Source organism: Bacillus sp. N6, assembly GCF_052805735.1.
Map to the genome: position 1 here is coordinate 436229 of NZ_CM127843.1, position 20769 is coordinate 456997.

Here is a 20769-nt window from a genome sequence, read left to right on the forward strand (position 1 = left end):
GCAAAATTGCTCCCTTTTTCTTTGAGGAACTTTTGACAACTATATGAGCCAATTATATACTGATGTTGTAAAAATGATTTTACAGGTTAGGAGCAATGGTGTGAAAAATCAAATCTATGAATTACGCACTGAAAATAATATTTCACAAGGCGCATTAGCTGATAAATGCAAGGTTTCTAGACAAACGATAAATGCAATTGAGAATAATAAATATGATCCAAGCTTAGCGTTAGCATTCCGTTTAGCTGAAGTATTAGGAACAACTGTTGATAAATTATTTTTGTACAAGCAGTAGAGTCGTTCATTATAAGGCGCACTGTTAAAAATAAAAAAGATCCTCTTCTTATGAGAAGAGGATCTTTTCTTATAGCGTTTTAGTCTTTGGACTAGGTGGTGTAACAGATGTATTATTTTCTGGAACTCTAGTGAGTAAGAATCCACCGATAATAAACAATACAATAATACTAAGAACACCAGCGTTTGTTTTTCCTGTTAATTGCGTTGTAACACCGACTAATACCGGGCCCATAATTGCGGCGAACTTACCAAAGATATTATAAAATCCGAAGAATTCATTAGCAGATTCTTTTGGTACTAGTTTTGCAAAGTATGAACGACTTAGTGCTTGAATACCACCTTGAGATGTAGCAACTAACATTGCTAAAATCCAAAAATCAAGTGTCGTTTTTAAGAAATAAGCATATGTGCAAATAATGATATAAATAATGATACCGACATATAACATTTTTTTACCAGTAAATGTTTCAGATAGTTTTCCGTATAGTAACGCAAATGGACAAGCGACAATTTGTGTTACAAATAATATGATTAATAGGTTCGTTGCACTGATACCGAGATCGGTTCCGTAAGCTGTAGACATAGTAATAATTGTATCGACTCCGTCAATATAGAAAAAGTAAGCAATTAGAAACATAAATACAGTTTTATATTCTTTAATATTTTTAAAAGTATCAGCAAGACGTTTGAAGCTCATTTTAATAGGTCTTGGATGACGCTCAATATAGTGTGTTTGCTCTACGTTTTTAAGCATCGGAATTGTAAATAACCCCCACCAAAGAGCTGTTATCGCGAATGAAATTTGACTAGCAATGCCTACTGATAAAGGGATAGTTCCTTTTTGAGCAAGAATAATAAGAGCGATACAACCGATAAAAGGAATAGTACTCCCAATATAGCCTAAAGCGAAACCTCTTGTAGAAATTCGATCCATTCTATCTTCAGAAGTGACATCTACTAAAAATGCATCATAGAAAATGTTGGCTCCAGCAAAACCAACTAAGGCGAGCATATAGCATCCTAATAATAAGTACCACTGAGATGTTGGAACGACTGCTAACATACTTGTAAATACGATACCAAGTCCAAAGAAGAATGTGAAAAATCGTTTTTTAAATCCTTTATAATCAGCAACTGTGCCGAGAATAGGAGCAAGTATAGAAATTAAAAGTGTAGCGAACGAGTTTGCATATCCCCAATATGCTGTTGAAGTTGCACCAGATAGCCCGGCTTCTTTTGCAGCTGCTTTAAAGTAAATTGGAAATAATGCAGTTGTAATGACGAGCGAATATACCGAGTTCGCCCAATCGTATAATATCCAGCTTTTTTCTTGTCTGGACATTTTTTTCATATAGTGTTCCCCCTTAAATTTGTTCTACTAACAGTGTACAAAAATAAAAATTATAAAAAGAGAAACAGTGATGATTTTTACAGAACTTTTACATATATACACAGTTCTTTACAATTGGAGTAAATCCTCTACAATTGATCCGTCTGTTTCGCCTAAGTGTAAACCGAGTAGTCTAGCGATAGTTGGACCTTCATCAATAAGTCTCATATACGGGACGGTAACGCCGGTTTTTATTCCTTTTCCAGCAGCGATAAAAATTGTTTCATAGTTAGGTTTTGTTGGAGAGTATCCATGCGTACCAAATGTATATTTTTTACTAGGCGTAACATCTTTTTCAGTAATGTCTTTTATAAAATCTCCTGTATAGTTTTCAGTGAAATAATACCCCTCTTGCGCTTCTAACATAAATAAACAATTACCATCTGCACCGCAGTCTTTCGCAGCTTCATCATGAAGTATAAATTCAATTCCATTCTGTTTATTTTGCAGCAGTTCTTCAAGGAGTAGTTGTACTTCTCGAATTGTATCCGTATCATTTTTGTCTTTCACATATACATAGGCAGACCCGTCGCAACTTTGACAATAGGCCTTCCAATCTACTAATAGCCCTTTTTTATTTATAGATACGAGGCCTTTTTGTTGGAATAGCACATTTAATTGAATCGCTTTGTTTTCACTTAAAGCGCTATGGTCACCAAGAGCGATAATTGTACTCTCTTCGTATAGGTCACTGTCTTTTAAAGTTTGAATAATTTTCCCGAGCCGCTCATCATGTCTATGAATTGCAGCTATTGTTTCGTTAGATTCAAAGCCATGATAATGTCTTTGCGTGTCTAAATCAGTGAAATGTACGAACATAACATTAGGCTTTTTCGTCTGAATGGTGTGTACAGCAGAGGCGAGGACGAAATCATCCAGCTCTGGTTGTGATAAACCATTTCTTATATGGCCGAAACGAAGATTTAAATCTAATTGGTATAGTGGGCTACCGCTAAATAAGGAAACTAACACTTGATTTTGCCAAGGTCTATTGGGGAAAATTTCTGGTAAATTGTAATCAATGTTTGCTCTCCCAGTAACAGGCCATAGAAGGGCAGCTGTCGTTAAATTTGCTTTACGCGCTTCATCATACAATGTTGTTCCTTTTATCGATTTTCGGTACCAATGCCAATCAGGTGATTCACGTCCTGGTTGAAGTAACGTATTACTAACAACACCGTGCTTGTTAGGGTAATTACCGGTTACGATTGTTGAGTGGCTTGGATATGTTACAGAAGGATAAATTGGTTCTACTTTTTCGACAACCGTGCCCTTTTTTATTAGAGATTGGAAATGAGGTAGTTTTTGTAGTATAGGAAAATCTAAAGCTGATAAACAGTCGAATGATAAAATAATGACACGATTCGTTAATGCTTTATCCATAAAGTAATCCTCCTAATTATATAAAACCTATTATTATATATTACTATTAATACCTAGTAATAAAAATATGTTTCTGAATAAAATTTATTGTTTATTTTCAGAAAAATTAAACATATAATAAGTATAAGGGAATCTATGGACGGAGGGAATAGTATGGACTGGTTAGATGGATTCGGTATATTTTACATCATTGGTGGCATCACAATTCTCCTTGTATTTGCTATTTCATATTTACTAAAGAAACGTTTTCCAGACAAACAGTTTGATATTATATTTGCACTGATTGTAATACTTCTTTGCTTAGCATCATTTCCTGTTACCATGATGGTTATTGGTGGGTGGGAAGGAATGGGATATGGATTTATTGGTTTCTTCGTTCTACTAGGTACACTTATTGGTATGATTGCACATCAACTTGTAAAAATCTCTCGAAAAAGCTACGTATAAAACTGTAAAAAATGAAAAGAATATATAATAATAAGAAAATTAGCTATTGTTTTAAAAAAGAATTTGTATTATGATAATCAACAAATTTATTTCGTTATAACGATGAAAAAGGACTAGTACATATTCAACCTTTTTAGCAGAGAGAGAATCCGCCAGGCTGAAAGATTCTTAAAAAGGCAATATGGAACCTGCCTTTGAGTTCTGCATATGCAGCGGGAATTTCCCGTTATCAAAAAGAGAGCATGCGCAATTTTTGTGCATGAATCAGGGTGGTAACGCCGGCAAAGCTCGGTCCCTATTTAGGGACGCGGGCTTTTTTGTATTTTCTAGAAGGAGGAAGACTGACTATGGCAAAAGAACAAGTGCAAGCCATTACGAAGATGGAAGAGGACTTTGCGCAGTGGTATACCGATATTGTAAAAAAAGCCGAACTTGTTGATTATTCAAGTGTAAAAGGGTGCATGATTTTACGTCCGTATGGTTATGCCTTATGGGAGAATATGCAGAAGGTGATGGATGAGAAGTTAAAAGAAACTGGCCATGAAAATGTATATATGCCAATGTTTATCCCAGAGAGTTTATTGCAAAAAGAGAAGGATCATGTTGAAGGATTTGCTCCTGAAGTAGCATGGGTTACACATGGCGGGGATGAAAAGTTAGCGGAAAGACTTTGTGTACGTCCTACATCTGAAACTTTATTCTGTGAGCACTTTTCAAAAATTGTGCAATCCTATAATGATTTGCCAAAGTTATATAATCAGTGGTGTTCAGTAGTTCGTTGGGAGAAGACAACTAGACCATTCCTTCGTACGACTGAATTTTTATGGCAAGAGGGTCATACAATCCATGAAACGGCAGAAGAATCGCAGGTTGAAACATTAAATATTTTAAACTTATATGCTTCTTTCTGTGAGGATTATTTAGCGATACCAGTTATTAAAGGACAAAAAACAGAAAAAGAGAAGTTTGCTGGAGCAAAGGCAACTTATACAATTGAAAGTTTAATGCATGATGGAAAAGCGCTTCAAACAGGAACCTCTCATAACTTTGGGACGAATTTCTCAGAAGCATTTGATATTAAGTTTTTAGATTGTAACGGTAAATGGCAATATGTGCACCAAACATCTTGGGGTGTATCAACAAGAATGATAGGCGGGCTAATAATGGTTCATAGCGATAATAATGGACTTGTAATGCCACCAAAAGTCGCTCCAGTGCAAGTTGTTATTGTACCAATTGCTCAGCATAAAGAAGGAGTTTTAGCAAAAGCAACAGAGTTACAAGGACATATTCAAAAGGTTGCACGAGTAAAAATAGATGCTAGTAATAAAACGCCTGGTTGGAAATTTAATGAGTATGAAATGAAGGGTATTCCAATTCGATTAGAAGTTGGTCCTAAAGATATTGAAAAGAATCAAGTTGTACTTGTAAGAAGAGATGCGAAGGAAAAAGAATTTGTACCAATGAATCAATTAGAAGAACGTATTCCAGCATTACTTGAAGAAATTCATAGTTCTTTATTTAATAAAGCAAAAGCATTTCGCGATGAGAATACGTATGCTGTGACAAATTTCGAAGAGATGAAAAAAGTAGCTGACGAAAAGCAAGGCTTTATTAAAGCAATGTGGTGCGGGGAATTGGCTTGTGAAGAGAAACTAAAAGAAGAAGTGGGAGTATCTTCACGTTGTATGCCTTTTGAGCAAGAGCATTTAGCTGAAGAATGTATTTGTTGTGGTAAAGAAGCTAAACAAATGGTGTATTGGGGAAAAGCGTATTAATACTCTTTTGATAGGTGATAAAAAGGACTTTGGGCTGCATAATAAAATGCAATCCAAAGCCCTTTTTAGTTTTATACATTATTTCATGTACTTTTTAGATGGAAGGATGTTGTTCTTATTTTACGTTTTTACGACGAATAAACAGTAACATACCAATGAGGAATGTTGAAAGACCCATTAAAATAGATATAGGGTAATGCGTTGCAGTATTAGGTAATTTATCACCTTGTTTTTTTGTATTATCTTTTACATTACCACCTTGAGAACCGTTGCCCTTCTGAGAATTGCTATCGCCTTTAACACGATTGCCACCTTGAGAGCCATTACCCCCTTGAGAACTGCTATCACCTTTAACACGATTGCCACCTTGAGAGCCATTACCGCCGTGAGAGCCACTGCCACCAGAACCGTTACCGCCAGAACCATTGCCACCAGAACCGTTACCACCGGAACCGTTACCACCGGAACCGTTACCACCGGAACCGTTACCACCGGAACCGTTACCACCAGAACCATTGCCACCAGAGCCACTGCCACCAGAACCGTTACCGCCAGAACCATTGCCGCCAGAGCCACTGCCACCAGAACCGTTACCGCCAGAACCATTGCCACCAGAACCGTTACCGCCGGAACCGTTACCACCGGAACCATTGTCACCAGAGCCACTGCCACCAGAACCGTTACCGCCGGAACCATTGCCGCCAGAGCCATTGCCACCAGAACCGTTACCACCAGAACCGTTACCACCAGAGCCACTGTCGCCAGAACCGTTACCGCCAGAACCGTTACCGCCAGAACCATTGCCACCAGAACCGTTGCCACCAGAACCACTGCCGTCAGAGCCGCTACCACCAGAACCGTTACCGCCGGAACCGTTGTCACCAGAGCCACTGCCACCAGAACCGTTACCGCCAGAACCATTGCCGCCAGAGCCGCTGCCGCCAGAACCACTATCGTCCTGAGAACCGTTATTTCCTGGAGGTTTATTATTATCCTTTAAATTTCCTTCTGCAAAATGATCGCTATTTTGTACAACAGCGTTTGTTAATGGATGGAAGTTTTCGGTTGCAGCATTACCGATATTTAAACCGCTAAAAAAAGATAAAGAGAGTGTTGATGCTAAAATGAAGATTTTCGTCATGGTTTTCCTCCTAAGAAATTAATATTCCATCTAAAATACATCCCTTTGTAATATTTCTTAGGAAAAAGAGTTTTATGCAAAAAAAACTATATATAGAAAAAGGTGGTGTATTTGTCAAAGCAGAAAAGAGTTAATGTAGATTTCCTACAAATAGTAGAGGCGGAGAATTTACATTCATAACGGTAGAGGAAGTGGCAGTAGATGAAAGAGTACATAGCGTTTGATATTGGCGGTACGCAAATTAAGTGTGGCATTGTTTCAGAAATAGGGAGAGTATTAAAGCGTAAAACAGTTGCAACAGAAATTCATTTAGGCGGAGAACAAATTATTCAAAAACTTATATATGTATCCAAAAAAATAATGAATGAACATACTATTGCAGGAATTGGTATTAGCACTACGGGAATTGTTGATATTAATAAAGGAATTGTGACGGGAGGTGCGGATCATATTCCGGGATATAGTACTATTCCTATTATTGATAGATTGCAAGAGATATTAAAAGTACCAGTATCGATTGACAATGATGTGAATTGTGCAGCGTTTGGAGAAAAGTGGAATGGTAGTGGAAGAGAGAAAGAGAACTTTATTATGCTCACCCTTGGAACAGGAATTGGGGGAGCAATTTTTATAGATGGAGAATTGTACCGAGGACATTCATTTAGTGCTGGTGAATGGGGGAATATGTTAATAGAAGGAAAAACGTTTGAAGAGGTTGCTTCGATTTCAGGATTAATTCGGCTTGTAAGAAAATATAAAGGCAAAGGCGAGTGGAATGGGAAAAGAATTTTCGAGTTGTATGATAAAGGAGATCGGGAAGTTGCTCAAGCAGTTGGGATCTTCTTTAAACATTTGGCGATCGGAATTAGTAATCTTGCTTATATTTTTAATCCAGAAACGATTATTATTGGTGGAGGAATTACCGATAGAGGAAATGAGTTTTTAAAAGAAGTAAAAGAGGAGGTCAGTAAATACTTAAATCAAGAGATTTATAATAATTGTGAGATTGAACTTGCGCAAAACGGTAATTGTGCAGGAATGATTGGTGCTATTTACCACTTCTTACATCATCATAAGTAAATTATATGAATGTTTTCATATAACTGAGAATTTATCCTTTTTATCGCTAGGTAAATAATGCTACAATATAAGAGAAGAATACAATATTTTCCGATTTGGAAAATGCTTTGTAGAAAGGGAGAAACTTCATGCCTATTATTTTAGAAAAAGGTCAAAAGATCGATTTAACGAAAGGACAACCAAAAGTAGCAAAACTACAGGTTGGCTTAGGCTGGGATCCAATTGGGCAATCAGGTGGATTTCTGTCTTCATTATTTGGAAGTAAACCAAATGTAGATTGTGATGCATCTGTTGTTATGTTAGAAGGAGATCGTTTTTTAAACAAAAATGATTTAGTTTACTTCGGAAATAAACTTTCTACTTGTGGTAGTATTATTCATTCAGGAGATAATTTAACAGGCGAAGGCGCTGGTGATGACGAAACAATTTTCGTAGAATTACATAAAGTTCCGAGCCGTATTAATCGTTTAGTATTCGTTGTAAATATTTATGACTGTGTAAATCGTCGTCAAGATTTCGGGATGATTCGTAATGCATATATTCGTATTCAAAACCCGCAAACTGGTGAAGAATTAGCACGCTATAATTTATCGGATAATTACGCTGGCAAAACGACTCTAATTGCAGGTGAAATGTATCGTCACGGAAGTGAATGGAAGTTTTCAGCAGTTGGAGAAGGAACACAAGATAAAAACTTAAGTGAGATTGTATCACGTTATCAATAAAATAACCGAGGAGGAATTGTGTATGGCATCAATTTCATTGAAAAAAGGACAAAAGGTAGACTTAACAAAAACGAATCCAGGTCTTTCAAAAGTTCTTGTAGGACTTGGTTGGGATACGAATCGTTATGATGGACAAAACGATTTCGATTTAGATGTTAGTATTTTCTTAGTAGGTGCTAACGGTAAAGTTTCAGGTGCAGAGGATTTCGTCTTCTATAATAACCCAAAAGGTGCGAATGGTGCTGTAGAGCATTTAGGAGATAACCGAACTGGCGAAGGTGAAGGCGATGACGAATCGATTAAAGTAGATTTGAAAAATGTACCTGCACATATCGAACGTATTTGCTTCACAATCACGATTTACGATGGAGAAGGACGAAGCCAAAACTTTGGACAAGTTTCTAACTCTTTCGTACGTATTTTAGATGAAGAAAAGAATGCAGAATTAATTCGTTACGATTTAGGAGAAGATTTCTCTATTGAAACAGCCGTAGTAGTAGGTGAATTATATCGTCATGCAGGTGACTGGAAATTCAATGCAATCGGAAGTGGATTCCAAGGTGGATTAGCGTCTCTATGTAATAATTTTGGTTTAGATGTAGAGTAATAGATTTGATTTATATATCCATCGGTGAAAGGCGTGTATACCGATGGATATATTTTTAAAGATAAAAATATAGAGGTGAATATAGATGGTTATTCAATTACAAAAAGGACAGAAAATCGATTTAGGTAAGACAAGCCCTGGTTTAACAAAAGCAGTAATTGGTCTTGGATGGGATATTAAATCTTATGACGGTGGATCAGATTTCGATTTAGATGCATCTGCCTTTTTATTAGATGCAAACGGAAAATGTACGAAGGAAACTGATTTTATTTTCTATAATAATTTACAGTCTCCTTGTGGATCTGTTTTACATACAGGAGATAACCGTACAGGCGAAGGCGAAGGCGACGATGAGCAACTTGTTGTAGATTTGAAGAAGGTTCCAGCAGATGTTCATAAAATTGCTATTACAGTTACGATTTATGATGCAGAAGGCCGTAGTCAAAACTTTGGACAAGTTGGAAATGCGTTTGTTCGTTTAGCGAATGAAGAGACGAATGAAGAAGTTCTTCGTTTTGATTTAGGGGAAGATTTCTCCATCGAAACAGCAGTTGTCTTTTGTGAATTATACCGTCATAATGGACAGTGGAAGTTTAATGCAGTAGGAAGTGGATTCCAAGGTGGTTTAGGTGCGCTTGTAAGAGCGTATGGCTTGGATGCATAGAAAGGAAACGATATTCGTTTCCTTTTTTTGACCTTTCTATAAATCTAGCAAAGAATAGGGGATAAAGGTAAGATGAGTATTTTGCAAGGAATCCTTGATACGTATGCTCAGTTTTTCGACTTGGACATGTGGATTAAAGTGTTGCAAGATCCAGTATCTTGGGGATTAATAGGTACACTTGTTGTACTTGAAGGGTTGTTATCTGCTGATAACGCACTTGTGTTAGCGGTAATGGTAAAACACCTTCCGGAAGAAAAACGTAAAAAAGCATTATTCTATGGACTTATTGGAGCTTATGTGTTCCGCTTTATTGCGATTGGAATCGGGATGTTCTTAATTAAATTAGCATGGGTAAAAGTGTTAGGTGCACTTTACTTAGCGTGGCTTTCAGTTAAATACTTCATTGATAAAAGAAAAGGTAATGCAGAAGAAGAGGAATCTCATGGTATGAACCAAAATAGTATTCTCTTCAGAATGTTCGGTGTCTTCTGGGGAACAGTTGCGATGGTTGAATTAATGGATATCGCATTCTCTGTAGATAGCGTACTTGCTGCATTTGGTGTATCTAATGAAGTTTGGATTTTACTATTAGGCGGAATGCTAGGTATTTTAATGATGCGTGGTATCGCTGGTGTATTCTTAAAATTGTTAGAGCGTATTCCAGAACTTGAAACGACAGCATATATTTTAATTTTAATTATTGCAGCAAAAATGTTATTGTCTGTTATTCATATTGAAATAAGCCATACAGTGTTCTTCATTATTTTGGTTGTAGCATTTGGAGCAACATTTATACTTCACTACATGAAGAATTCTGGACAAGCTAAAGAAGAAGTAGCAGCTACTAAAGAAGACAATAAATAATTGAAATGGGTTTGCTCGTTTTGCGAGCGCCCATTTTTTATAACCAAAAATAGTTTATAATAGAAGAAGGACTTAGAAAAAACGTAAATGTTTTTGGAGGTGAACTGTTGTGTTTTCACGTTTTACACTTCAACCATATGCATTAAAAGATGAATCAGATTTAAAGCAATTTGAAGCGCTTTTAGAAAAACGCCCACAATATGAGCTGACAGAGAATGAGATGAAATTTAGTTATATAGCATGTCGAATCCTTGGCGTTCCTAATGATGTAGATGAATATTTTAATGAACTGTTTGATTATAGTGAAGCGAAAGGAATCGAAGTTTTACACGAACAAAATTTAAACAAAGTGATTGATTCAGAAAAGCTTCGTCATATTCAAGAAGTGTTCGGATTACATCAAGAAGCACCAAATGGTCTGACAGTAAATAGGTTAGTTGCACACTTATCTGGGAAACAACTTTTACCGAAAGTAGACAACCCTGATTTACAGCATTACATACATACGACGTTTATTGCAGTATTGAAATTATATGAGAAACAACATAATCAGTCGTTAAAGACAGAAGGCTTCCGTCGTTTCTTAATCGACATAATTAAACTAAGCGAAAATTACGTAGCGAAGTGGTTCTCTACGATTAATTATAAGAAACGGATGCCACGTATCGTTTGGTATGGTGATGCACAGGAAAGCCGTATATATTTCTTATATTTTCTTATTATGCTCGGTTGTGATGTGCTTTATTATCACCCCGAAGGAAAAGATGGATTTGAAAATATTGATGAAGAGGGAAGAACTTTTATTATGTCCCATCCGGGTCGCATTTCTCTTGAACCATTCCCTGATCGCCGCCGCGAGCGTGTTGCAACAGTAGCGTATCAAGCTTCGAAAGAAATTGAACAAGTACTTCACCACGATAATTCACTATTATATAAACCGTGGCAATTCCGTTCGTATACACCTGTAGCACGTACGTTAAAAACGACATATGATGAACTCTTTTTAATTACGAAAGAAAAGGCATTTGTACGTCCAACATTCTTTGTTGAAAATAAACATATTTATATTCCTTCTTTATTTGCGAAAATATCAGGCGTTTCAAAGAATGATAAAGAATATTTTCAACGATTAAAGGCGGTTACATCATTTGATAACAGTTTATTAATTAATACATTCCCGTTTACGAAAGAGCAAAAAGCAAACTTCCAATATCATTATCGAGATGCATTGGACCGAGCTGGAAAATTACATCCTGATCTAATTATGAATAGCCATTGGTGGCCACATAAGCGTTTACCGGAAGGTTTACAACATGGGATTGCAGAGGCGATTATCCATACGTGCGAAAGTGAAATATGCAAACCAATTGCGAAAGAGACGAAACAAGATGTAGCGCTATATGTTTTCGCACAACTTTCTCAAATACCACCCAATATTTTAGAACAGCTTGAGAAATTTGATTATTCACAAGATGTACCGAAAATTGTTATATTTAATAATGAGAAGAGCGGAGAATTAACTCGTTCTGACGCTGTTTTATTACTATTTTTGAATCAAATTGGAGTAGATGTATTCCATTTCAATCCCACGGGCAGAAACGATATTGAACCATATGTTGAAGCGGGAGCATTTGATTCCCATTGGCTTGAAGAAGTTAATTTCGATCTTGAGTTTCATGGTTCATCAGCCTATAAAAATTTATCACAAACAATAAAAGGACTATTTCGTCCATTTTTATAAGGAAAGGGAGAATACCATATGAATAACCCAGTCGTACTAGATTCGAAAACTGAATTGAATGAGCAAACCGCACAAGATGTTCGCTTGCAACTTAGACAAGATGCAGATGTGCAACGTATTTATAACGCAGTAGATATTAAAGATCAATTGGAATTAATTGAACTTGGAAAAGAACCTTCTATGGAAATTTCACGTTTTGCTGATCAAATTTTACATACAATGTCATTATCAAAGATAGAAGATTCTGGTGAATTGTTAAAGCAACTTGGTAAAATTATGGACAGATTTGATAGTAAAGACTTTGCAGAAGAAAAAAGTGGTTTCTTCTCGCGCATGTTCAAAAAAGCGGATAAAATGATAGAACAAATCTTTAGTAAATATCAAACGATGGGCCGCGAAATTGATAAGGTTTATGTGGAAATTACGAAGTACCAAGATGAGATGAAAAAATCAATTGGAACGTTAGATGGCTTGTATGAGCAAAACTTAAAATATTATTTAGACTTAGAGAAGTACGTAGTAGCAGGAGAAATGTTATTAGAGCGTTTAAATACAGAATTAGTTCCGATGTATGAAGAGCGCGTGCGTAATAATGATCAATTAGCAGGTATTGAATTAGAGTCGCTTAAAAACTCGGTTGAAATTTTAGAGCAACGTATTGATGATTTAGAAAAAGCGCGTATGGTTGCGCTACTTACAGCGCCGCAAATTCGCATGATTCAACGTGGTAATAATAAATTAATTGGTAAAATCAATACAGCATTTATTACAACGATTCCTATCTTTAAAAATGGTATCATTCAAGCGGTAAATGCCAAGCGCCAAAAGCTTGTTGCAGATTCTATGGCTGAACTGGATCGCCGTACAAATGAATTACTTAAGAAAAATGCACAAAATATCGCAACGCAAAGTGTAGAAGTAGCGAGATTATCAGGTTCTTCTAGTATTAAGATGGAAACACTTGAGGAAACTTGGAACATTATTTCAAGAGGTATGCAAGAAACACAACAAATTGAAGAACAAAATAAACGTGAGCGTGAAGAAAGCCGCAAGCGTATGGCTACATTAACAGAGAATATCAAAAAAGAATTACAAGGATAAATGAAAAGGCAATGAGGAATATTCCTCATTGCCTTTTAGTTTCTCTTCACTAATTTAATAATCTCATTCACAATAAGTGGAATGATACTCAATAAGAGAACAAATCCCCAATCTCGCATCGTTAATGCATGTACACCGAATATATTTGCAAGGGGCGGGATGGAGATGATACAAACTTGCATAAGAACACCGATAAGAAGGGAGAAAACTAAATATTTATTTGTAAAGATCCCAATTGAAAAAATTGATTTCGTTCTTGAACGCAAGTTAAATGAATGAACGAGCTGAGAAAAACTAAGAACGACAAATGCCATCGTTTGAGCGTGTAATAGAGCATCGTCATCAATTCGCTCTGGGAAAAGAGGGAATAAATTTGTATCTCCAGTATAGAATTTTGCTCCGGCGATAAAAGCTATTAGCGTTAAAAGTCCAATGATAACTCCATTGAAAATTAGGAAAGGAACGCTGCCACTAAATAAGCTTTCTTTTGCATGTCGTGGTTTTTCCTTCATCACATCTGGATCTTCAGGATCAACCCCAAGTGATAATGCAGGCAGTGTATCTGTAATTAAATTCACCCATAAAATATGAATAGGTCGTAGTGGTGTTGCCCAGCCGAGTAAAATTGCTAAAAATAAAGCGATAATTTCTCCGAAGTTACAAGAGAGTAGGAAGAGAATTGATTTTTTTATGTTGCGATAAATATTTCTACCTTCTTCAACAGCTTTCACGATAGATGAAAAATTATCATCTGTTAACACAACATCCGCTGCCCCTTTTGCAACGTCTGTTCCTGTAATGCCCATCGCTACGCCGACATCGGCTTGCTTTAAAGATGGTGCATCATTGACGCCATCACCAGTCATAGAAACGATATTTCCTTTCGCGCGTAATGCCTTTACAATTTTCACTTTATGCTCTGGAGAGACTCTAGCGAATACATTTAAATGATTAATTTTGCTAGCTAGTTCTGTATCAGAAATGTTATCTAATTCAGTTCCAATCATAATTTCCGATATTTCTTCAGCAATGCCAAGTTCTTTGGCAATTGCAAAGGCGGTATCTTTATGGTCACCAGTAATCATAACTGTGCGAATACCGGCTTTTTTACATTCTGTAATAGAATCTTTCACTTCAGTTCGTGGTGGATCAATCATACCGACAAGACCAATAAAGATAAGATTTTCTTCAAGATGATTTATATCCACATCGTTTGAATTGTATTGTTTAAATGCGAATGAAAGTACTCTTAAAGCTTCTTGAGACATTGCTCCGGCAGCTTCTAATATTTGATTTTTATCAGAATCAGTTAAAATCTCGATTTTGCCGTTTTTAAAAATATGGGTACATCGAGGTAAGAGCTTATCAATAGCGCCTTTCGTCATGCTATAGTAGCTTTCATCGTATGTATGTACAGTTGACATCATTTTACGATCTGAATCGAAAGGTACTTCGTTAACACGTTCATGTATTTTTTCTAAATGATCTTTTTGCATGTTAAAAGTGGTTCCAGCAACGAGAAGTGCAATTTCAGTCGGGTCTCCCGTTTGTGATTCGTTATTGTAAGATGCATCATTACATAGCACCATATTTTCTAACAATAGACGTTGCGCATCATTATTTACATTTAAACTTTCTAAGCGATCGTATGTGTTATCACTATAAAAGTGAGTAACGGTCATTTTATTTTGCGTTAACGTACCTGTTTTATCTGAACAAATAATTGTGACAGAACCGAGGGCTTCAACAGCTGGTAGTTTGCGAATGATAACGTTTTGTTTAATCATACGTTGCACACCAATTGCAAGAACGATGGAAACGATAGCTGGCAAGCCTTCTGGAATAGCTGCAACGGCTAAACTAATAGCAGTCATAAACATTTCTAACGTATCCCGGCCTTGTAAAAAACCGATGAGGAACATAACGATACAAATAGCTACAGCGACAAAGCCTAAATATTTTCCGACTTGTGCTAAGCTTTTTTGAAGTGGTGTCATATCATCGTCTGCTTCATGTAAAAGGGTAGCAATCTTACCAATTTGTGAGTTCATTCCAGTTTCAACAGCAACACCGACGCCTCTTCCATATGTTACAAGAGTAGACATAAAGGCCATGTTTTTTTGATCGCCGAGTGGTACTTGCTCATCACTTTGCATGGAAGGGTGGTAGATTGCATCTTTATCAACAGGGACAGATTCACCAGTTAGAGCAGATTCTTCAACTTTTAAATTTGCGGTTTCAATAAGGCGTAAATCGCATGGGATATATCGTCCGGCGTCGAGCATAACGATATCCCCTGGAACGACGTGCTCAGATGGAATTTCTTTTAGTTCACCATTTCTCTTGACGATAGCTTTAGGTGTTGCCATCTTTTTCAATGCCTCTAAAGCTTGTTCTGCTTTCGATTCTTGGACAACACCGATAACAGCATTTAAAACTACAACAAGCGCGATAATACTGGCATCCGCCCATTCACCTACAAAGGCAGAAATAAGGGCAGCAATAATAAGGACATATACGAGGACGTCATTAATTTGGGCGAAAATACGCTGCCATAAAGTGCGTTTTTGTTTTGTAGCTAATTCATTAGAACCGTATTGCTTTAAACGTTCACTTACAATCTCATCTGTTAAACCGTGTTGTTCGTTTGTTTCTAGGTCAATCAATGTTTGATCTTTCGTCTTACTGTACCAATTGCTCATAAGTAAGCACCTCCAGTAAAAACAGTTAGCAATGGTAGTGTTGCTATTATTTGTGAGTAGTATGTATGGAGAAAAAATCTAAGGTGAGGTTCTACTTCTATTGTACAATATTTTACAGTTGGTTGAGGAAAAGAGAAGAGTTGTCATGAATTTGTTGGAAGTAAAAAAGAGCCTCATATAAGCGAGGCCCTTTTTACTTTTTAATTAATGTACCTAATTCTTCTGTAATAGCTTGCATTTCACTAATGCTGAATGTTTCACGTTTCATAACATGATCATAAATGTCACGTAAATCTTCGTACATTTCTTCGTTAAAACTAGCAGCTCTCATCGCTCCAGCATTAACCATACGTAATTTTTCTTTAATAGCTTCGACCATGTATTCAACGTTTTCTTCTGACTTTACGGATAAATCCACCGAAGTGTCCCCCTTTAAAATAACATAAGGCTATCTTAACATTTTTTATCATTTTCGTTAATGAATCTTTTCAATCCTATTAAATTAGTAGGGATTTCCTTTATATTTCATAATTGGTTGTTTATACTATAAGTATATATGAAGAAATGCACCAAGAAGGGAAGAAACAAAAACATGGTTCAAGTATTGTTTGTTTGTCTTGGGAACATTTGCCGTTCTCCGATGGCAGAAGCGATTTTTCGAAATCTTGTCGTAAAAGAGGGACTTGAAGAGAAAATTGTCATTGATTCTGCAGGAACTGGAGATTGGCATGTTGGCCATCCGCCACATAAAGGAACACAAAAAATTTAAAAAGAAAATGCAGTCACTTTTGAAGGAATTAAAGCAAGGCAAGTAGAAAAAGAAGACTTAACAAAGTTTGATTATATTATTGCCATGGACAACAAGAATATAGCAGATTTAAAAAGTTTAGGTAAAACTGGAGGCTATATTGGTAGGCTGTCCGATTTTGTTCCAGACGGTGGCTGGACAGACGTTCCTGACCCTTACTATACAGGGAATTTCCAAGAAGTATATGACCTTGTAACAGAAGGGTGTGCAAAGCTATTAGCTTTCATTCGAAATGAACAAGGAATATGAGGAAGCTTAGAAAGAAATACTTTCTAACATAAGAAATGAAAGGGTGAAGGAATATGGCAAAGAAAAATAATATTGCTCGAAACATTGCGATTGGTGTAGCGGCAGGTGTAGCTGTATCCATGTTAAAGAAAGAAAACCGTGAAAAAGTAAAAAATACAGCAGAAAAAGCAAAAACAAAGATGATTGAAATTGGTGAAAATGCAAAGATCAAAGAAAAAGTGCAAACTGTTACAGATAAAGGACGCGAACTTGCTGATTTCAATGTGGTAAAAGCGAAAGTAGCAGAAATTAAAAAATTAACCCCATCTGTTGTAGAGACGTTAAAAGAAACGAAAGAAATTTTTAGTAAGAAAAAAGTTGAGCCAGAAGAAAAGCCAGAAACGATTGAAATTCAAGCTGTATCTCCAAAGGTAGATGAGCTGAAAGCAGAAGAAGAGCCAGTAGTTGCTGAAGATGGTGGTATGAAAGAAGCGCGTGAATTATTTATAAAAGACTCAAATGCAGTGGAAAAAAAAACTGAAGCGTACATTGAGTTAAAGCAAGATAAAGAAGAGAAGAAAAGCGTTTAAACATATATGAGAAAAATTTTAGAAAAGGTGAGAAGAAATCGTACTTATTCGTTTGGTAAAGATTTATATGACCGGACGATGCGCGATGATGTAGCGGGCTTGGCAGCACAGCTCGCTTATTTCTTCTTGCTTGCAATTTTTCCTGGGCTCGTTTTCTTAATTACGCTTCTTGGATTTATTCCCATTCAAACAGAGGATGTGCTTAGTTTATTAGAGGTTTATGTACCAGATGATGCAATGAACTTAATTGAGGTAAATGTAGATAAAGTTGTAAACCAGCAAAATGGTGGTTTATTATCATTTGGTTTATTATCCATGTTATGGTTTGCCTCAAATGGTGTTAATGCGGTTATGAATGCTTTTAACCGCGCTTATGACGTGAAGGAAACACGTTCTTTTATTACAACAAGAGCGTTATCAATTGTGTTTACATTAGCTATTATTTTTATGATTGTCTTTGCGTTAATTGTTCCGGTATTCGGACAAGTTATTGGAGCAGCAGTGTTTAAAGCACTCGGTTTATCAGATAGTTTTTCTTTCGTATGGAGCATTACACGATTAGTAGCGAGTTTCTTCGTACTATTTGCTTTGTTTAGTTTCTTATATACATTTGCACCAGATCGAAAGTTAAAAAGAAGAGAAGTTATTTCAGGGGCGTTATTTGCTACTGTAGGATGGATTGTGGTGTCTTACTCATTTGCTTATTATGTAGATAAGTTTGCGAATTACGCCAATACATATGGTGGTCTCGGTGGTATCATTATTTTAATGTTATGGTTTTATTTAACTGGATGGGTAATTTTACTTGGCGGTGAAATTAATGGTTTACTCCACCATTATAGAACCGGTGACAATAATTCCCGTAATGAATAATGAGTTCTTGTTCCATAATAAAAAGGAACAGGGGGGATATTTCATGAGTAATAATAAAAAGAACCATAATAATAAAAGTAATAATAAACAAAAGAGCAGTTCGCATCCAAAGCATAAAACGAGTAGCAGTGCGAACGGTCATAATAGCTATCACTAAAAAAACGGGTCCTCTATGAGGGACCCGTTTTATTTGCTTCCTTTTAGTAATCGTAAGCCATTCAAAATGACAAGAATCGTACTTCCTTCATGGCCAATAACACCGAATGGAAGAGCTAAAAATTGCAAGAAGTTTGAACAAATTAGCATGGCAATAACGACTAGCGAAAAGATTACGTTTTGCTTCACAATACGGTTCATTCGTTTTGATAAACGAATTGCTTGGGAAAGGCGAGATAGTTCGTTCTTCATCAGTACAACATCTGCAGTTTCTAAAGCTACATCTGTTCCTTCTCCCATTGCGACACCAATGCTAGCAGTAGCTAGTGCAGGTGCATCATTTATACCGTCTCCGACCATTGCTACTGTACCGTATTTTTCTTTTAACTTTTTAATCGTTTCAACTTTTGTTTCTGGTAAGCATGATGCGTAATATTCCTTTATATTACTTTCAGAGGCAATTGCTTTTGCCGTTTCTTCATTATCTCCAGTAATCATAATTGCTTCGACACCAATGCTTTGTAAATCACGAATAGCAGCTATTGTTTCTTGGCGAAGCGTATCTTTTAAAGCGATAAGTCCAAGAATGCCTCCCTCATCACTAATATAAACGACAGTTTTACCTTCTTTTTCAAGTGAGGCAGAAATACCATTATGAAATGTCTTTGTTTCTTCACCGATAAAATCAGCTTTACCTATTTTATAAGCGTTGTTTTCCAATATTCCTTTTAGACCAAAACCAGTTACATCTTCAACCTTTTCTGGTTTTTTTAAAGTAATGTCGTACGCATGTTGTGCATATTTAACAATGGATTCAGCTAAAGGATGTGTAGAGTGACTTTCAATTGATGCTGTAATAGAAAGTACTTCTTTTTCTGTTATATTTTCTCGAACATATACATCTGTTACGGTAGGTTTACCTTCTGTTAATGTTCCTGTTTTATCAAACGCGATTGCTTTCACAGAAGCAAGGCGTTCTAAATGTATACCGCCTTTAAAGAGAATACCGTTTCTCGCTCCGTTAGAAATGGCTGATAACGTAGCTGGTGTAATGGCAGCTACGAGCGCACAAGGAGATGCGACTACAAGTAAGATCATAGCGCGATAAAACGTTTCATTCCAGCTCCAGTCAAGTAAGAAATGAGGAACGAACATCATAAGCGCAACAACGAGTAGTACACCTTTTACGTATGTTCCTTCAAACTTTTCGATGAATAGTTGTGATGGTGATTTTTCACTTTGTGCACTTTGGACGAGACGGATAATCTTTTGGAATAATGTTTGATCGCTCGGCTTCGTAATTTTAACTTCGATAGCACCACGTAAATTTACAGTACCGGCAAATACTTCATCGCCATGTCTTTTCTCATTTGGAATAGGTTCTCCTGTGATTGCTGCCTCATCGATATTTGTTTCACCGTTATGAATCGTACCGTCAGCAGGAACACGTTCACCGGGTTTAATTAAAATAATGTCGTTAATTTGTAACTCTCCAACAGGAACACGTTCCTCAGTTCCGGTGGAAATACGTAATGCTTCTTCAGGTTGTAAGTCAAGAAGAGCGGAAATTTCTTTTTGGCTCTTACTTAACGTATAAGATTCCATAGCACCGCTGAGTGCAAAGATGAAGATTAAAATAGCCCCTTCTGCCCAGTAGCCAATAATTGCAGCACCGATAGCTGCAAAGAGCATTAGCATTTCAACATTTAGCTCTTTTTCTTCAATCGTATCTTCAATGCCTTCTTTAGCTTTTGCATATCCACCAACTATATAAGCAAGGATATAGCAAGTAATACCTACATTCATTGCATCGTTCTTTGTAAATAACCAACCAACTAAAATAAAAATACCAGATGCTACTGCAAATACAAGTTCATAATGTTTTTTTAATGTGTCCCATAAAGAGGGATGAGAAATTGTTTCTTTTGCGTGTAACGTTTTTACTTCTGAGTTCATTACTACTCGCTCCTTCCGAATTCTTATTGAGAAAAATAATCAAAATCGAAACCCCTATAAAACGACGAAAGCTGCCATCCATAATGGATAGCAGCATTTCTGTTGAATCTGTTTTTAATCGTTCTTATGTTGTAATTATTCTATAGTATATCATATGTTTTTATGAGATGGTACGGTTTTGTTTCAAGTATAAACGGAAAACTTGTGTTTTCGCAATTCCTTTGGTATATATGAATAT

General features: G+C 36.4%; 18 protein-coding genes, 1 pseudogene and 1 other annotated feature. Of the genes and pseudogenes, 13 read left to right on the top strand and 6 right to left on the bottom strand.

What is annotated here, in order from left to right; genetic code table 11:
- Positions 1 to 43 precede the first annotated feature (43 nt).
- Positions 44 to 295: a helix-turn-helix transcriptional regulator gene (locus ACUXVC_RS02250; protein WP_095691464.1), complete on the top strand. Its 252-nt coding sequence runs from the start codon at positions 44 to 46 to the stop codon at positions 293 to 295.
- 69 nt (positions 296 to 364) lie between these two features.
- On the opposite strand, the gene ACUXVC_RS02255 is transcribed toward ACUXVC_RS02250, so the two are convergent.
- Together ACUXVC_RS02255 and ACUXVC_RS02260 are read right to left on the bottom strand one after the other, a co-directional pair.
- A complete protein-coding gene (locus tag ACUXVC_RS02255) occupies positions 365 to 1648 on the bottom strand; it encodes an MFS transporter (protein ID WP_000738820.1) in 1284 nt (427 codons plus the stop codon).
- 108 nt (positions 1649 to 1756) lie between these two features.
- Complete coding sequence (locus ACUXVC_RS02260) at positions 1757 to 3070, bottom strand: alkaline phosphatase family protein (protein ID WP_053565342.1); 1314 nt, start codon at positions 3068 to 3070, stop codon at positions 1757 to 1759.
- Positions 3071 to 3223: 153 nt separating this feature from the next.
- On the opposite strand from ACUXVC_RS02260, the gene ACUXVC_RS02265 reads away from it, so the two are divergent.
- Both ACUXVC_RS02265 and proS read left to right on the top strand, forming a co-directional pair.
- Positions 3224 to 3517, top strand: coding sequence for a YesK-like family protein (locus ACUXVC_RS02265; protein WP_000383860.1), 294 nt, complete (start codon positions 3224 to 3226; stop codon positions 3515 to 3517).
- Positions 3518 to 3610: 93 nt separating this feature from the next.
- Positions 3611 to 3817 (top strand) — a binding site (T-box leader).
- Between the two features lie 47 nt (positions 3818 to 3864).
- Positions 3865 to 5295, top strand: a complete 1431-nt coding sequence (gene proS / locus ACUXVC_RS02270; RefSeq protein WP_446025913.1) for a proline--tRNA ligase — start codon at positions 3865 to 3867, stop codon at positions 5293 to 5295.
- A gap of 115 nt (positions 5296 to 5410) precedes the next feature.
- Here the strand turns inward: proS and ACUXVC_RS02275 are convergent, their stop codons facing one another.
- Positions 5411 to 6436 (bottom strand): cell wall anchor protein, encoded by a 1026-nt coding sequence (locus tag ACUXVC_RS02275; RefSeq protein WP_446025914.1) that lies wholly within the window; start codon positions 6434 to 6436, stop codon positions 5411 to 5413.
- Positions 6437 to 6637: 201 nt separating this feature from the next.
- Between ACUXVC_RS02275 and ACUXVC_RS02280 the strand changes: the two genes are divergently transcribed.
- The 7 genes from ACUXVC_RS02280 to ACUXVC_RS02310 all read left to right on the top strand — a co-directional run bounded on the left by ACUXVC_RS02280 (position 6638) and on the right by ACUXVC_RS02310 (position 13218).
- The gene (locus ACUXVC_RS02280) at positions 6638 to 7516 is read left to right on the top strand and encodes an ROK family protein (protein WP_089170354.1); all 879 of its coding nucleotides are present in this window, start codon (positions 6638 to 6640) and stop codon (positions 7514 to 7516) included.
- 128 nt (positions 7517 to 7644) lie between these two features.
- The gene (locus ACUXVC_RS02285) at positions 7645 to 8241 is read left to right on the top strand and encodes a TerD family protein (RefSeq protein ID WP_001121586.1); all 597 of its coding nucleotides are present in this window, start codon (positions 7645 to 7647) and stop codon (positions 8239 to 8241) included.
- A gap of 22 nt (positions 8242 to 8263) precedes the next feature.
- Positions 8264 to 8848, top strand: a complete 585-nt coding sequence (locus ACUXVC_RS02290; RefSeq protein WP_000146729.1) for a TerD family protein — start codon at positions 8264 to 8266, stop codon at positions 8846 to 8848.
- Between the two features lie 85 nt (positions 8849 to 8933).
- The gene (locus ACUXVC_RS02295; RefSeq protein WP_000236649.1) at positions 8934 to 9512 is read left to right on the top strand and encodes a TerD family protein; all 579 of its coding nucleotides are present in this window, start codon (positions 8934 to 8936) and stop codon (positions 9510 to 9512) included.
- A gap of 72 nt (positions 9513 to 9584) precedes the next feature.
- Complete coding sequence (locus ACUXVC_RS02300; RefSeq protein WP_023520991.1) at positions 9585 to 10376, top strand: TerC family protein; 792 nt, start codon at positions 9585 to 9587, stop codon at positions 10374 to 10376.
- 109 nt (positions 10377 to 10485) lie between these two features.
- Positions 10486 to 12117: a YceG family protein gene (locus ACUXVC_RS02305; protein ID WP_095691460.1), complete on the top strand. Its 1632-nt coding sequence runs from the start codon at positions 10486 to 10488 to the stop codon at positions 12115 to 12117.
- A gap of 18 nt (positions 12118 to 12135) precedes the next feature.
- Positions 12136 to 13218 carry a toxic anion resistance protein gene (locus ACUXVC_RS02310; protein WP_001064413.1) on the top strand — a complete coding sequence of 361 codons (1083 nt, stop codon included), beginning with the start codon at positions 12136 to 12138 and terminating at the stop codon, positions 13216 to 13218.
- Positions 13219 to 13253: 35 nt separating this feature from the next.
- On the opposite strand, the gene ACUXVC_RS02315 is transcribed toward ACUXVC_RS02310, so the two are convergent.
- Positions 13254 to 15920 carry a cation-translocating P-type ATPase gene (locus ACUXVC_RS02315; protein WP_095691459.1) on the bottom strand — a complete coding sequence of 889 codons (2667 nt, stop codon included), beginning with the start codon at positions 15918 to 15920 and terminating at the stop codon, positions 13254 to 13256.
- Positions 15921 to 16113: 193 nt separating this feature from the next.
- On the bottom strand, positions 16114 to 16338 hold the full coding sequence (locus ACUXVC_RS02320; RefSeq protein WP_000366196.1) for a DUF1128 domain-containing protein: 225 nt from the start codon (positions 16336 to 16338) through the stop codon (positions 16114 to 16116).
- A 174-nt stretch (positions 16339 to 16512) separates the two neighbouring features.
- On the opposite strand from ACUXVC_RS02320, the pseudogene ACUXVC_RS02325 reads away from it, so the two are divergent.
- From ACUXVC_RS02325 to ACUXVC_RS02335, 3 genes and pseudogenes are all read left to right on the top strand, one after another.
- A pseudogene (locus tag ACUXVC_RS02325) lies at positions 16513 to 16977 on the top strand (low molecular weight protein-tyrosine-phosphatase).
- A gap of 53 nt (positions 16978 to 17030) precedes the next feature.
- A complete protein-coding gene (locus ACUXVC_RS02330) occupies positions 17031 to 17546 on the top strand; it encodes a DUF4075 domain-containing protein (protein WP_001085387.1) in 516 nt (171 codons plus the stop codon).
- A 6-nt stretch (positions 17547 to 17552) separates the two neighbouring features.
- A complete protein-coding gene (locus ACUXVC_RS02335; RefSeq protein ID WP_001226536.1) occupies positions 17553 to 18419 on the top strand; it encodes a YihY/virulence factor BrkB family protein in 867 nt (288 codons plus the stop codon).
- 186 nt (positions 18420 to 18605) lie between these two features.
- Here ACUXVC_RS02335 and ACUXVC_RS02340 read toward each other — a convergent pair whose 3' ends face one another.
- Positions 18606 to 20531, bottom strand: coding sequence for a heavy metal translocating P-type ATPase (locus tag ACUXVC_RS02340; protein WP_088024143.1), 1926 nt, complete (start codon positions 20529 to 20531; stop codon positions 18606 to 18608).
- Between the last annotated feature and the right edge of the window lie 238 nt (positions 20532 to 20769).

Coding starts and splice junctions, on each gene's coding strand:
- ACUXVC_RS02250 (WP_095691464.1), top strand. CDS start 44: ATGAGCCAATTATATACTGATGTTGTAAAAATGATTTTACAGGTTAGG.
- ACUXVC_RS02255 (WP_000738820.1), bottom strand. CDS start 1,648: ATGAAAAAAATGTCCAGACAAGAAAAAAGCTGGATATTATACGATTGG.
- ACUXVC_RS02260 (WP_053565342.1), bottom strand. CDS start 3,070: ATGGATAAAGCATTAACGAATCGTGTCATTATTTTATCATTCGACTGT.
- ACUXVC_RS02265 (WP_000383860.1), top strand. CDS start 3,224: ATGGACTGGTTAGATGGATTCGGTATATTTTACATCATTGGTGGCATC.
- proS (WP_446025913.1), top strand. CDS start 3,865: ATGGCAAAAGAACAAGTGCAAGCCATTACGAAGATGGAAGAGGACTTT.
- ACUXVC_RS02275 (WP_446025914.1), bottom strand. CDS start 6,436: ATGACGAAAATCTTCATTTTAGCATCAACACTCTCTTTATCTTTTTTT.
- ACUXVC_RS02280 (WP_089170354.1), top strand. CDS start 6,638: ATGAAAGAGTACATAGCGTTTGATATTGGCGGTACGCAAATTAAGTGT.
- ACUXVC_RS02285 (WP_001121586.1), top strand. CDS start 7,645: ATGCCTATTATTTTAGAAAAAGGTCAAAAGATCGATTTAACGAAAGGA.
- ACUXVC_RS02290 (WP_000146729.1), top strand. CDS start 8,264: ATGGCATCAATTTCATTGAAAAAAGGACAAAAGGTAGACTTAACAAAA.
- ACUXVC_RS02295 (WP_000236649.1), top strand. CDS start 8,934: ATGGTTATTCAATTACAAAAAGGACAGAAAATCGATTTAGGTAAGACA.
- ACUXVC_RS02300 (WP_023520991.1), top strand. CDS start 9,585: ATGAGTATTTTGCAAGGAATCCTTGATACGTATGCTCAGTTTTTCGAC.
- ACUXVC_RS02310 (WP_001064413.1), top strand. CDS start 12,136: ATGAATAACCCAGTCGTACTAGATTCGAAAACTGAATTGAATGAGCAA.
- ACUXVC_RS02315 (WP_095691459.1), bottom strand. CDS start 15,920: ATGAGCAATTGGTACAGTAAGACGAAAGATCAAACATTGATTGACCTA.
- ACUXVC_RS02330 (WP_001085387.1), top strand. CDS start 17,031: ATGGCAAAGAAAAATAATATTGCTCGAAACATTGCGATTGGTGTAGCG.
- ACUXVC_RS02335 (WP_001226536.1), top strand. CDS start 17,553: ATGAGAAAAATTTTAGAAAAGGTGAGAAGAAATCGTACTTATTCGTTT.
- ACUXVC_RS02340 (WP_088024143.1), bottom strand. CDS start 20,531: ATGAACTCAGAAGTAAAAACGTTACACGCAAAAGAAACAATTTCTCAT.